Source organism: Microbacterium sp. SORGH_AS_0862 (genome assembly GCF_030818795.1).
Classification (GTDB): Bacteria; Actinomycetota; Actinomycetes; order Actinomycetales; family Microbacteriaceae; genus Microbacterium.
Window position 1 is genome coordinate 808,562 of the sequence record NZ_JAUTAY010000001.1, and the last position, 13,492, is coordinate 822,053.

A 13,492-nucleotide genomic window follows, 5' to 3' on the forward strand; every position below is an offset into this window, starting at 1 on the left:
GTCAGGAGGCCTTTCGGTTGCGAAGAACGGTGCGTGCGACGATCGCACCACCGCCGAGGGTGAGCGCACCGCCGAAGATCATCAGCGAGACCGGCAACGGCGCTCCCGTGGCGGCCAGGGCGCCGGCTTGCGCCGCGGAGGCGCCGACGGTCAACGGTGTGCGGGCGGTACGGCCGGACCCGGTGCCAACGAGAACGATCTCGTGCGCGCCCGCAGGGGTGCTCGCCGGGATCGTGACCGTCACGGCCACAGCTCCGTTGGCATCGGCCGTCGTACGAGCGAGCACGACCGGCGCCGAGTGCAGTTCGACAACCACCTCTTCGCCGGGCATGAAGCCGCTACCGGCGACCGTGAAGGAATCGCCCGGCATCGCTCGCGAGGCGCCGATCGTCACGGCGGGAGAGCCCCCCGTTTCGGGTATCGACGTTGAGGGCGAGGGCTCGGGTGAGACTGTGGACGAGGGGTCCGGGCTGGGCTCCGTCGACACCGAAGGCTCGGGGCTGGGCTCCGGGCTGGGCCCGACGGGCGCCTTGACGCCGTCGCGGCTCGAACCGGGACCACCGGGCCACGCGCCGTCGGTCGTGACGAGCTTCGCGCCGTCGGGCTCCTTGTCGATCGTGAACGCGTCGAACAACGCACCGTCGACAGTGCGTGCCTCGACGTGCATGCGCCCGTCAGAGGTCACATCGACGGTCTGGTACATCTGCTGGTTGGTGGCCGCGATCCGACGGTGAGCGCCGTTCTGCGTCCAGTTGTTGTTGCCGTCGGGCGAGAGCCCGTAATCCTTGGGGCCGGCGACGGTCACCAGGTACACGGGGCCCGCGTTATCCGTGGCGGGGTCCGCGCCAGCGGGCAGGTTCTGCTCGTTGGAGACGAGGTTGCCACGCGCGTACGTGTGATCGTGCCCCTGCAGCACGAGATCGACGTCGTGCTTCTCGAGGATGGGCAGCCACGCGTCGCGGATGAGCGCATTGTCACGGTCTCCGCTGGCCGAGAACACGGGGTGGTGGAAGCTCACGACCGTCCAGGGCTGCGAATTCTCGGTCAGCACCGCGTCGAGCCACGCGGACTGCGTGCGCATGGCGTCCGCATCCTGCAGGTTGCTGTTGAGCGAAATGAAGCGCACGCCCTGGTAGTCCACGTAGTAGACGGTCTCGGGGTGGGCTCCCACCTCGGGACCGTTCTCGGGGAACGAGAACTGCGCGGGCCAGTACTGCGAGAGATCGGGCCCCGGGTAGTACTCGTGGTTGCCGGTCGTGGCGATGAGGTTCGTGTATTGGTTGACCAGCTCCCCGGCCTCATTCCACTCCCCCCATTCGGCGTCACTGGTCTCGGTGTCGACGAGATCGCCCAGGTGAACGGCGAGTTGCGCGTAGGGACGGGCCTCGAAGGCCGCGCGGAAGGCGCGCGAGGTGTACGCCTTGTTGTCGTTCTGCGCGTCGCCCTGCACGATGAAGCTGAAGTCGCCGACGGCGTCGTCCGCCGTGCGGAACTCGAACCACTCGCTCCAGGTCTCGCCGTCGCCCACGCGGTAGACGTACGAGGTGTCTGCGGTGAGCCCCTCGATGGTCGCGGAGTGGAACACGACGGAGTAGCCCAGCTTGGTGTCGAACTCGGTGCGTGTCGAGGCGGCGAGCGACTGAGCGCCCGAGACCAGGCTCGGCCCGCTCGGCGCCCACTGCACCTGCGGCTCGGTCACCTCGGTCCCGGTGCGCCAGGTCACCGACTGACTCGTCGCGGGGGTCGCCGTCGGAGTCAGCACGATCCGGTCCGGCATCGCGGAGGGACGATGCACGGATGCGGGATCGACCGCGGGCGGTGCCAGTCCGCCTCCGGCGGCGACGGCGACGCCGCCGCCGAAGGAACTGAGGCCCACGGCGACGGCGAGGCAGCCGGCCGTGAGCAGGACGGGTCGGGGAATTCGTGGCACGGGTGTGTCACCTCTCGACGAGCCGGTTCGGGTGCCGGCATTGGTGCGCGCACGAAGCGCAGACCCGCGGAGGGTGCGGGCCCTCGCTGATTCTTCTGGGACGAGACGCGCGGGATCGGCGATGTCGAAGAGCATTCTCAGGCCGTTCACATACGGCTGAGTGTTTGTGCTCAGCAAGCACCGCTGCGTGACATGCAGCCCGCCGCACGGCAATGCCACGGCCACCCGCTGTTCACGCGAATGGCCGCATCCGGGGGCTCAGGCGTCGACGGTCTGGGCGTCAGCGAGCTCTTCGAGCTCCTTCTCCCACGCATCCTTCGCGAGGCGGTACCAGAGGTAGAACGCGAAGCCGGCGAAGATCACCCATTCGGCGGCGTAGAAGATGTTGAGCCAGTTGACGGAGGATCCCGCATCCGGCGCCGGCGAATCGATGTCGGCGAGGCCGCCCATCGGGTCGTCCGCCACGACGAACTGCCGGTACACGTCGGTGTCGCCGATCTCCTGCCAGCGACTCAGCAACGCGGCGGGAGACATCCGCGTGATCTCCCACGGATCGCTCTTGGGCGGCGGCACAGGGCCCTCGTCGGCGACGATCCGCCCCGTGAGCGTGACGACCTCGTTCGGGTCGGTGCTCTTCGCCAGCGCGTCTGCGACCGCATCCGCGTCGTCCTGCGAGGCGGCCCAGCCCACAGCGACCGCCAGCGCCGCATCCGGATCGACGGCGCGCAGGTGCGCGGTGACCCAGTACCCCTCCACGCCGCCGTTGTATCGCGAGGCGACGACGACGAAGTCGCTGGGCACGAGGGTGCCGCTGACCTCGACGCGCTGGCCGATGAGCGGATCGGTCAGGTACTCGCCGGGAACGGCGACGTCCTTGATCGGCATGACCTGCTCGGTCGCGCCCTCCTCCCGCGGAGCCGTATCGATCGCCCGGGCGAGCTGCCACTGCCCGAGCCACGCGAACACCGCCGCGACGGCGAGACACAGCACCAGCATCGCGATCCACCGGCCGCGCAGCATGACCTCGCGCAGGGTCGGCGGGAAGACCTCGGGAAGATCGTCGGATGCGGGGGCACTCACGATGGGACGGCCGGCCTCAGCGTCCGTACGGGGCGACGACGACCTCGACCCGCTGGAACTCCTTGAGGTCGGAGTATCCCGTGGTGGCCATCGACTTGCGCAGCGCCCCGATGAGGTTCGCGGTACCGTCGGCGACCGGCGCGGGCCCGTAGAGCACCTCTTCGAGCGAGGCGACCTGGTCGACCTTGACGCGGTTGCCGCGCGGCAGCTTGGGGTGGTGCGCCTCGGGGCCCCAGTGGAAGCCCTGGCCCGGCGCATCCGTCGCCCGGGCGAGAGCGACGCCGAGCATGACGGCGTCGGCACCCATCGCGAGCGCCTTGACGATGTCTCCCGACGTGCCCACGCCGCCGTCGGCGATCACGTGGACGTAGCGGCCGCCGGACTCGTCCAGGTAGTCGCGGCGCGCGCCGGCGACGTCGGAGACCGCGGTGGCCATCGGAGCGTGGATGCCGAGCGTCGCGCGCGTGGTCGACGCCGCTCCCCCACCGAAGCCGACCAGCACCCCCGCCGCCCCCGTGCGCATGAGGTGCAGCGCGGCGGTGTACGTGGCCGCCCCGCCGACGATGACAGGCACGTCGAGGTCGTAGATGAACTTCTTGAGGTTCAGCGGCTGGTCCACGGACGAGACGTGCTCGGCCGAAACGGTCGTGCCGCGGATGACGAAGAGGTCGACGCCCGCGGCGACGACGGTCTCGTAGAGGTCCTGCGTGCGCTGCGGTGTCAGCGAGCCCGCCACCGTCACGCCCGCGGCGCGGATCTCCGCGAGGCGGTCGCGCACGAGCTCGGGCTTGATCGGCTCGGCGTACAGCTCCTGCATCCGGCGCGTCGCGTCGACGGCGGAGAGCGTCGCGATCTCGGCCAGCAGCGGCTCCGGGTCGTCGTAGCGCGTCCACAGACCCTCGAGATCCAGCACGCCCAGCCCGCCGAGCTGACCGAGCATGATCGCAGTGCGGGGGCTCACGACCGAGTCCATGGGAGCGCCGAGCACGGGGATGTCGAACGAGAAGGCGTCGATCGTCCACGAGGTCGAGACGTCCTCGGGGTTGCGCGTACGACGCGAGGGGACCACGGCGATGTCGTCGAAGGTGTATGCGCGCCGGGCCCGCTTGGCGCGGCCGATCTCGATGTCCATGCTCACCCCACCAGCCTAGCCGCCACTTCGGACCTCACCACGGCTCGTCCACCCGCGGGGCGAGGGCGAGCACGGTCGCCTTCTCTGTCGGGAAGCACGCCGCGAACAGGTCGGTGATGCGCGGATCGGCGTCGGAGTCGTCGGCGAGTCGCAGGCCGATCATCGTGTTGATCATCATGCCCTGCGCCAGGAACCCCTGCGCACGATCGGCCGAAAAGCCCAGCTCGCGCAGGTACTCCCAGACACGGGCGAATCCGTCGCGTGCGCGGGGCCCGATAACAGGATGCGCGCCGAGGAGGAACGCGTGCGAGAGGCTCTGGTGGAGCCCGCGCACGTTCAGCAGGCCGACGTACTCGTGGCCCATCCTCGCCTCGATCTCGTCGTCGACTCCTGCATCGGCTGCGCGCGCGAAGGCCTCGAACAGCAGCCGGAGCGTCTCGTCCAGCGCGGCGAGGAAGAGCTGTTCCTTCGTGCCGAACAGTCGCACGACGTAGGGCTGGGACACGCCGGCCGCGCGAGCGATGTCATCCGTCGTCGTGCCGACGTACCCCTTGGCGCCGAACACGGCGATTGCCGCCGTGAGGATCAGCGCCCGGCGCTCGTCGGAGCTCAACCGCTTCTTGGACGACGTTGTTTCGGAAGCCATGTTGACATGTTATCAGTCGATAACTAAAGTCGCCTGAGCTTAGTAATCATTCGATTACAAAACGAAAGGACGACTTCTCGTGTCTGCTCCCCCACGCCCCTTCGCCCTCGTCGTCGCCGCGACATCGCTCCCGATGTTCATGGCGACCCTCGACAACCTGGTCATGACCAACGCCCTCCCTGTCCTCCACACCGAACTCGGCGCGAGCGTCGAGCAGCTGCAGTGGTTCGTCAACGCCTACACCCTCGCCTTCGCCTCGACGATCCTGCTCGCCGCCGCGCTCGGCGACCGGCTCGGCCGACGATCGGTCTTCCTCGTCGGCATCGCTGTCTTCGGTATCGGGTCGGTGCTCGCCGCTCTCAGCACGGACCCGACGCAGCTCATCATCGCCAGAGCCGTCCAGGGCTTCGGCGGCGCCGGCGTCCTTCCCCTCTCCCTCGCGCTGCTCTCGGGCGGAGTACCCCCGCAGCGCCGCCCGCTCGCCGTCGGCATCTGGGGCGGCGTCTCCGGGCTCGGCGTCGCGGTAGGCCCGCTCGTGGGCGGCGCCGTCATGGAGGGCTGGAACTGGCAGGCCATCTTCTGGCTGAACGTGCCGGTGGCCATCGTCGCGATCCCCCTCGCCCTCTTCGCACTCGGCAACGACCGCGGCCAGCGCGCCCGCATCGACGTGATCGGCACGCTCGTGTCGGGCGTCGGCGTACTCACCCTCGTGCACGCGATCGTCCGCGGCAACGACGACGGATGGGGTTCCACATCCGTTGTCGGCGAGATCGCCGTGGCGGCTGCTCTCATCGCGTTCTTCCTCGTGTGGCAGTGGCGCGCGAAGGCTCCCCTCATGCCCCTCCGGCTCTATCGAGACCGCTCGTTCGCGCTGACGAACGTCGTGGGCTTCGCGTTCAGCTTCGGCACCTTCGGCGCGGTCTTCCTCCTCATCCAGTACATGCAGGTCGTGCAAGGATCCACCCCGCTCGAGGCCGCGCTGCAGACGACACCCTGGACCATCGCCCCGATGTTCGTCGCTCCGCTCGCGGGAGTGTTCTCGGGACGTATCGGCACGCGGGCGCTCATGGTCGCCGGGCTCGCGTTCCAGGCCGTGGCTCTCGCGTGGATCGCCGCGATGCTCTCGACCACGCTCGACTACCCCTCGCTCATCGCACCGTTCCTGCTCGCAGGGATCGGTATGGGACTCGTCTTCGCCCCGTCCGCGACGGCGCTGCTGGCCACGCTCGGACTCGTCGACCACGCGAAGGCGTCCGGCGTGAACTCGACCCTTCGCGAGATCGGCGTTGCGCTCGGAACCGCCGTCATGACGGCGATCTTTGTGGGCGCGGGCGGTCAGCTCCTGCCCGACGCGTACGTGGATGCGGCCAGGCCCGCCGTCTACGTCGGAGCCGCCGTGCTGGTGGTCGCCGCCGTCGCGGCACTCTGGCTGCCGGCGGGGCGCTCCGCGCACGCAGGCACCGCGACTGACTCCGCATCCACATCGGCGTCCGCTCGCGAGGAGATCGGCGTCGGCGTCGGCGCCTGAGCGCGGCCCGAACTCCTGCAGACTGCGCCCTTGCGGTATCAACCCCGGGGAATCAGGCGCGGCTGCAGGAGTTCGGTCGCGCCGTCACGCGGCGGAGACGTCGTCCGGCGCCGGCGCGCCGCCCTCTTCCGCGGCGCGCGGGCGCGACAACAGGGCGGGTCAGCGGCCCGTCGACGAGGAACAGCAGGAAGGCGAGCGAGCCGGCCAGCGGACTGAGGGCCACGACACCCGCCGAGATGATGAGAGCGCTCAGCGCTCCGCCGCCCTGCGCGCGGGCTTCGGCCAGAGGGAGATCGGGCATCGACCGGTCGTGGGTGCGCATCGCCCACGCCCACTGTGCCCAGCTGCATCCGATCGCCAGCAGGAAGTTGAGCGGCAGGAGCATACGTCCGAGCACCAGGTCGGTGAACTCGTTGTTGATCGTCGAGGTGAAGGGCACGAGCACGATGAAGAAGAGCCGCGCCGAGTTGATCCACGTGCCGAGGGTGTCGATGCGGGAGATGTGCTCGAACTGCTCGACGTGCGCCCGCCACATCAGGCTCAGAATCAGGAAGCTGATGAAGAACGTGAAGAACGGCTGCGCCATGCCGACCAGCGCCGCCCACAGATCGGCGTCGGTGCGCACCCCCGCGAAGGTGCGGGCGGTCAGATCCAGCACCAGCAGCGTCGCCGCGATCGCGAACACGCCGTCGGTGTACGCCTCGAGCCGCCTGGTGGAGACGGTGGCCTCGGGATGCTGACGTCGCCGGATCACGTGCGTCAGCGTAGCCCCGGGACGCGAAACGCCGCACCCCGACGGGATGCGGCGTTTCGAGCGCGCTCGATCAGCGCTTGTAGTTGGGCGCCTCGACCACGATCTGCACGTCGTGCGGGTGCGACTCCTTGAGCCCGGCCGGCGTGATCCGCACGAAGCGACCCTTGGCCTTGAGCTCCTCGACGGTGCGCGCACCGACGTAGAACATCGACTGCCGCAGGCCGCCCACCAGCTGGTAGGCCACAGCTGACAGCGGACCACGGTAGGCGACCTGGCCTTCGATCCCCTCGGGGATCAGCTTGTCGTCGTTCGGGACATCGGCCTGGAAGTAGCGGTCCTTGGAATAGGAGGTCTTCTTGCCGCGCGTCTGCAGCGCGCCCAACGAGCCCATGCCGCGGTACAGCTTGAACTGCTTGCCGCCCTGGAACACGATCTCACCCGGCGACTCGTCGGTGCCGGCGAGCAGCGACCCCAGCATCACGGTGTCGGCGCCGGCGACGAGGGCCTTGGCGATGTCGCCCGAGTACTGCAGGCCGCCGTCGGCGATGACCGGCACACCGGCCTCGCGGGCGGCCTGGAACGCCTCCCAGATCGCCGTCACCTGCGGCACACCGACACCCGCGACGATGCGGGTCGTGCAGATCGAACCGGGGCCGACGCCGACCTTGACCGCATCCACGCCGGCGTCGATGAGCGCCTGCGCGCCCTCGCGCGTCGCGACGTTGCCGCCGATCACGTCGATGTCGGCGAAGGAGGGGTCTGCCTTGATGCGACGCACCATGTCGATGACGCCTGCCGACTGCCCGTTGGCGGTGTCGACGACGAGCACGTCGACGCCGGCGTCGCGCAGCGCCTCGGCGCGCTCCCACGCGTCGCCGAAGAAGCCGATGGCGGCGCCGACGCGCAGGCGCCCCTGGTCGTCCTTCGTGGCGAGCGGATACTTCTCGCTCTTGTCGAAGTCCTTGATCGTGATGAGACCGGCGAGCTTGCCCTCCTCGTCGATGAGGGGCAGCTTCTCGACCCGGTGCTTGGCGAACGCCGCGATCACGTCGCCGGCGCTGACGCCGACCGGAGCGGTGATGAGGTTCTCGCTCGTCATCACGTCGCGGACGTAGGTCGTGCGACGCTCGAAGCCGGAGACGAAGCGCATGTCGCGGTTCGTGATGATGCCGACGAGGTGCCCCTCCTCGTCGACGACGGGCAGACCCGAGATGCGGTACTGCGCGCACAGGGCGTCGACCTCTTCGACCGTGGCGTCAGGGGTGGTGGTAACAGGGTCGGAGATCATGCCCGACTCGCTGCGCTTGACGCGATCGACCATCGCGGCCTGATCCGCGATCGAGGCGTTGCGGTGCAGGATGCCGAGGCCCCCCTCGCGGGCGATCGCGATCGCCATGCGCGCCTCGGTCACCGTGTCCATCGCGGCCGAGATCAGGGGCGTCGCCACCGTGATGCGGCGGGTCACGCGCGACGACGTGTCGGCCTCGCTCGGGATGACATCCGTGTGCCCGGGAAGCAGCAGGATGTCGTCGTAGGTCAGTCCGACGAAGCCGAACGGGTCGTGGTTTTCCATCGCGCTCTCCTCCCCCGCCGGCACTCGCGGATGCGGCGGGTCGCCCTAGACGTCAGACGCGGGAGCAGGCCTCGAACACCGGCCGATCACGGCCAGAGTGAGGGTTTCCCGTCGTCTGTCGATTGTAAGCGGCCACGGATGCGGATTGTTCCCGCATCCGCTATCGCGCGCGCCCGGCCGCGAGCTCCCGCGTCTCCACAGGGACGAACGACGCAGGATGGCCGATTGCGGATTACGTAGGCTCAGACGGCACCCGGTGACGGAATCCGTCGATAAGGCGATCGTGGCCGGGGCGTGTCCTCGCTGAAACACGGCGGACACAATACGCTCGTAGCGTCGTCGTCATTGCCGATGCCGACCGCATCCTGGGTGCGTGTCCCCGACTGGAGGCTCCGTGGTTTCCACCACTGCGACCGAGAGACGATCCCTACCCGGGATTCTTCTCCTCTTCGCCGCGCTCATCGTCGCGCTGCTGACCTTTACCCCCACCGCGGCTCACGCCGAGACGACCGATGAGAGCGCCAAGCAGACCGAGGTCTGCGCACCCAGCGCCACCGTCGGCTGCCTCTCCGGCACGCTGCGCGACGCCGGAGAGGGAGTCGTGGTCTCGGCCACCGGTCCCGGCGGCACCGTCTCCACCGAGACCGACGACGACGGCCGCTGGTCGCTGAGCGTCGAGCAGCCCGGCGAGTACTCGGTGACGGTCGACGCCGACACGCTGCCCGACGGTGTCACCCTGAGAAGCGACGAACCGCAGGTGCGGACGGTGACGCTCGGTGCGAACACCGCCGCGCTGTTCTCGCTCGAATCGGCGGGCGACGGCGGCGGCGGGTCCACGGGCGGCGGCACCACGACGGCCGACTCCGGCTTCAACTGGGACCGCCTCGCTCAGCAAGCGGCATCGGGCCTGCGGCTCGGACTGCTCCTGGCACTCGCCGCCGTGGGGCTCTCCCTCATCTACGGAACGACCGGCATCTCCAACTTCGCCCACGGCGAGCTCGTGACCCTCGGCGGCCTCCTCGCCTTCGTGTTCGCGAACCTGTTGGGGCTCAACATCTGGCTCGCCGGCCTCATCGTGATCGTGTTGTGCGCCGCGTTCGGCTACACGCAGGATCTCGCGATCTGGAAGCCACTGCGCAAGAAGAGGCTCTCGCTGACGCAGCTCATGATCGTCACGATCGGAATGTCGCTGGCGCTGCAGTACGTGTTCCAGTTCTTCATCGGCGCATCGACCGTGCGCATCGTCATGGCCAACCCGAAGCCCGTGCAGATCGGGCCCGTCTCGCTCAGCCAGGACTCGCTGATCGCCATGGGCATCGCCGTCGTCGTCCTCGTCGCGGTCGGCCTCTTCCTGGTCAAGACCCGCGTGGGACGCGCGACCCGCGCCGTGAGCGACAACCCGGCGCTGGCCGCCGCATCCGGCATCAACGTCGACGGGGTGATCCGCCTGATCTGGACCGCATCCGCGGCGCTGGCGGGCCTCGCCGGCATCCTGCTCGGTCTCGTTCTCAACGGCATCAACTGGATGACGGGCATGCAGCTGCTGCTGCTGCTCTTCTCCGCGGTGACCCTCGGCGGTCTGGGAACCGCCTTCGGCGCCCTCTTCGGCGCCCTCATCATCGGCATGACGGTCGAGCTGACGAACATCTGGCTGCCGGGCGACTTCAAGTACGCGACCGCCCTGCTGCTGCTGATCCTGCTGCTGCTGGTGCGACCTCAGGGTCTGTTCGGTCGCAAGGAACGGGTGGGCTGACACATGGAATTCCTGAACCTGCTCACGCAGATGGCGGCCAGCGCCATCTCGCCCGCCACGGCCGCCTTCGCCATCGCCGCGATCGGCCTGAACATCCACTTCGGCTACACGGGCCTGCTCAACATGGGCCAGGCGGGCTTCATGCTGCTCGGTGCCTACGGCTTCGCCGTGTCGATCGGCGCAGGCCTGGGATTCTGGCCCTCGCTGCTGATCGCGATCATCGCGGTCGTCATCTTCAGCCTCATCCTGGGCATCCCCACGCTGAAGCTGCGCGGCGACTACCTCGCCATCGTCACGATCTCGGCCGCCGAGATCGTGCGCATGGTCGGACGCTCGTCCATCATGGGTCCCATCACGGGCGGCTCGAACGGTCTTCCCGGCGCGACCTACCGCGACCCGTTCAACGAGCTGTCGTTCCTGCCGGACGGCTCCACCACCATCCTCTGGTTCACGTACGAGAACAACGGCGTGAGCGGATGGTGGATCCGCATCGTGGCCTGGGCGCTCGTCGCAGTATTCCTCGTGCTGGTGTGGCTGCTCATGCGCAGCCCGTGGGGCCGTGTGCTCAAGGGCATCCGTGAGGACGAGGATGCGGTGCGCAGCCTCGGGAAGAGCGCCTACTCCTACAAGATGCAGGCGCTGGTGCTCGGCGGCGTGCTCGGCGCCTTCGCCGGCATCATCTACGTCCTCCCGTCCTCCGTCCAGCCGGACGCACTGGGACGCTCGACGACGTTCTTCATCTGGACCGCGCTCCTGCTGGGCGGCGCCGCGACCATCTTCGGACCCGTGCTGGGATCGATCCTGTTCTTCGCGGTGCGCATCTTCATCCAGGGCATCACCGACATGGTCGTGCCCGACTCGATCATGTCGACCCAGCAGACCGATCAGTTCTCGTGGATCGTGATCGGTATCGCGCTGATGCTCCTGGTCATCTTCCGACCACAGGGCATCCTCGGCAGCAAGAAGGAGCTGAGCTTCAATGTCTGAGCCGATCACGGCGGCCCAGGCGGCCGCGCAGGAGAGCTCGTCGCACGTCGCACAGACGCCCGGTGCCCCCAAGCCCGACCCGATCCTCGTCGTCGACAACATCATCCGCCGCTTCGGCGGCATGACCGCCGTCGACGTCGACCACCTCGAGGTCCAGCGCGGCGCCATCACGGCCCTCATCGGGCCCAACGGCGCCGGCAAGACGACCTTCTTCAACCTCATCACCGGCTTCGACAAGCCGACGAGCGCGAAGCGCGCCTTCGGCGGCCCGCCGGCCGACAAGGCAGCCAGGTGGTCGTTCGACGGCCGGACGCTGGGCAGCACGGCCGCATCCAAGGTCGCCCGCAGCGGCATGGTGCGCACCTTCCAGCTCACGAAGGCGCTCTCGCGCATGACGGTGCTCGACAACATGCTGCTCGGCGCGCGCGACCAGCCCGGCGAGAACATGGCTGTCGCCCTCATCCCCGCGCTCTGGCGCAAGCGGGAGAAGGAGATCACCGAGAAGGCGATGGATCTCCTGCAGCGCTTCAAGCTGTACGAGAAGCGAGAAGACCTCGCGGGCTCCCTCTCGGGCGGGCAGAAGAAGCTGCTGGAGATGGCGCGGGCGCTCATGAGCGACCCGAAGATGATCATGCTCGACGAGCCGATGGCCGGCGTGAACCCGGCCCTCACGCAGTCGCTTCTCGGCCACATCCAGGCGCTCCGCGACGACGGCACCACCGTGCTGTTCGTCGAGCACGACATGCACATGGTGCGTCACATCTCCGACTGGGTCGTGGTGATGGCACAGGGCGCCATCGTCGCCGAAGGCCCCGCGGGCGAGGTCATGAGCCAGCAGGCGGTCGTGGATGCCTACCTCGGCGCGCACCACGACACCGACCTCGGTGACGACTCGCTGCTCGACACGTCGGTCATCCAACAGCTCGAGGCCGAGGCGGAGGCTGCGGATGCGGCCGCCGAGCGGCAGATCGACGAGGCGCTCGGAAAGGAGAACCGTTCATGACGAACGCGACCGAACCGGTCCTCGTCGCGAAGGACCTGCACGCCGGCTACCTGCCGGGGGTCAACATCCTCAACGGCGTGAACATCGTCGCCCACCCGGGCGAGCTCATCGGCATCATCGGCCCCAACGGCGCGGGCAAGTCCACGTTCCTGAAGGCGGTGTTCGGCCAGGTCTCGATCCGCGGCGGCTCCGTCACACTCAAGGGGACCGACATCACCGGATGGAAGCCCAACAAGCTGGTTTCGACCGGAGTGGGCTTCGTGCCCCAGACGAACAACGTGTTCCCCTCGCTCACGATCGAGGAGAACCTGCAGATGGGCATCTACCAGAAGCCGCGCAAGTTCCGGGAGCAGCTCGACAAGATCTTCGAGATCTTCCCGGTGCTCGCCGACCGTCGCGATCAGCGGGCAGGCTCGCTGTCGGGCGGTGAGCGCCAGTCCGTCGCGATGGCGCGCGCCCTCATGATGGACCCGTCCGTGCTGCTGCTCGACGAGCCCTCGGCGGGCTTGTCACCGGTCCGTCAGGACGAGACCTTCATCCGCACCCGCCGCATCAACAAGGCGGGCGTGAGCGTGATCATGGCCTCGAGCAGAACGCGCGACGCTGCCTGCAGATCTGCGACCGCGCGTACGTGCTCGACCAGGGACGCGACGCCTACACGGGCACGGGACGCGAGCTCGCGAACGACCCGAAGGTCATCCAGCTCTACCTCGGCACGCTCGCAGCCGACGTGGATGCCGACAAGTCCGCCGCATCCGCCGCAGCACCCGCCACGGCCGAACCGGCTCCCGCCGGCACGGTGGCCCCGGACGAGCAGGTTCCGACGTCCGTGACGGCCGGCTCGAGCGCGGCGGAAGACCTCCCGCCGGCAGCCGAGCCCATGTCGGACCCCGGTGCGGAGCCCGACGCCGGCAAGGCCTGAAACCCGCGCGGCGCCACACGCCGCCTGAGCGCTCCGAAGGGGGCGGATGCACCCGCATCCGCCCCCCCTCCTTGTCCCCGCCCTCCGCCCTGCCCGCACGGCGCCCCGGCCCGCACGGCGCCCCGGCCCGTGGACCGCCTGCTCGCCTGTCACAAATCGCGCCGATAGCCGCGATTTGTGACAG

General features: G+C 68.9%; 10 protein-coding genes and 1 pseudogene. 5 read left to right on the forward strand and 6 right to left on the reverse strand.

The window, feature by feature from the left end; genetic code table 11:
• Position 1: 1 nt before the first annotated feature.
• The 4 genes from QE377_RS03770 to QE377_RS03785 form a co-directional block, all read right to left on the reverse strand.
• Positions 2–1,930, reverse strand: a complete 1,929-nt coding sequence (locus QE377_RS03770; protein WP_307319786.1) for a metallophosphoesterase family protein — start codon at positions 1,928–1,930, stop codon at positions 2–4.
• Positions 1,931–2,188: 258 nt separating this feature from the next.
• A complete protein-coding gene (locus QE377_RS03775) occupies positions 2,189–3,013 on the reverse strand; it encodes an SURF1 family protein (protein ID WP_307325857.1) in 825 nt (274 codons plus the stop codon).
• A gap of 13 nt (positions 3,014–3,026) precedes the next feature.
• Positions 3,027–4,142 (reverse strand): GuaB3 family IMP dehydrogenase-related protein, encoded by a 1,116-nt coding sequence (locus QE377_RS03780; protein WP_307325859.1) that lies wholly within the window; start codon positions 4,140–4,142, stop codon positions 3,027–3,029.
• Between the two features lie 34 nt (positions 4,143–4,176).
• Positions 4,177–4,788 carry a TetR/AcrR family transcriptional regulator gene (locus tag QE377_RS03785; protein WP_307319788.1) on the reverse strand — a complete coding sequence of 204 codons (612 nt, stop codon included), beginning with the start codon at positions 4,786–4,788 and terminating at the stop codon, positions 4,177–4,179.
• 79 nt (positions 4,789–4,867) lie between these two features.
• Here QE377_RS03785 and QE377_RS03790 point away from each other — a divergent pair, with 79 nt between their 5' ends.
• Positions 4,868–6,316, forward strand: coding sequence for a DHA2 family efflux MFS transporter permease subunit (locus QE377_RS03790; protein WP_307319789.1), 1,449 nt, complete (start codon positions 4,868–4,870; stop codon positions 6,314–6,316).
• Positions 6,317–6,368: 52 nt separating this feature from the next.
• Here the strand turns inward: QE377_RS03790 and QE377_RS03795 are convergent, their stop codons facing one another.
• Both QE377_RS03795 and guaB read right to left on the reverse strand, forming a co-directional pair.
• On the reverse strand, positions 6,369–7,070 hold the full coding sequence (locus QE377_RS03795; RefSeq protein WP_307319791.1) for a TMEM175 family protein: 702 nt from the start codon (positions 7,068–7,070) through the stop codon (positions 6,369–6,371).
• A 70-nt stretch (positions 7,071–7,140) separates the two neighbouring features.
• Positions 7,141–8,643, reverse strand: coding sequence for an IMP dehydrogenase (gene guaB, locus QE377_RS03800; protein ID WP_137416236.1), 1,503 nt, complete (start codon positions 8,641–8,643; stop codon positions 7,141–7,143).
• Between the two features lie 394 nt (positions 8,644–9,037).
• On the opposite strand from guaB, the gene QE377_RS03805 reads away from it, so the two are divergent.
• From QE377_RS03805 to QE377_RS03820, 4 genes and pseudogenes are all read left to right on the forward strand, one after another.
• A complete protein-coding gene (locus QE377_RS03805) occupies positions 9,038–10,396 on the forward strand; it encodes a branched-chain amino acid ABC transporter permease (protein ID WP_307319793.1) in 1,359 nt (452 codons plus the stop codon).
• A gap of 3 nt (positions 10,397–10,399) precedes the next feature.
• Positions 10,400–11,383, forward strand: a complete 984-nt coding sequence (locus QE377_RS03810) for a branched-chain amino acid ABC transporter permease (protein WP_307319795.1) — start codon at positions 10,400–10,402, stop codon at positions 11,381–11,383.
• Positions 11,376–12,386, forward strand: coding sequence for an ABC transporter ATP-binding protein (locus QE377_RS03815; RefSeq protein ID WP_307319797.1), 1,011 nt, complete (start codon positions 11,376–11,378; stop codon positions 12,384–12,386). Before QE377_RS03810 ends, QE377_RS03815 begins: the two co-directional genes overlap by 8 nt.
• Positions 12,383–13,125 (forward strand): annotated as a pseudogene (locus QE377_RS03820) (ABC transporter ATP-binding protein); the annotation flags it as partial. The gene QE377_RS03815 and the pseudogene QE377_RS03820, both read left to right, overlap by 4 nt.
• Positions 13,126–13,492 lie beyond the last annotated feature (367 nt).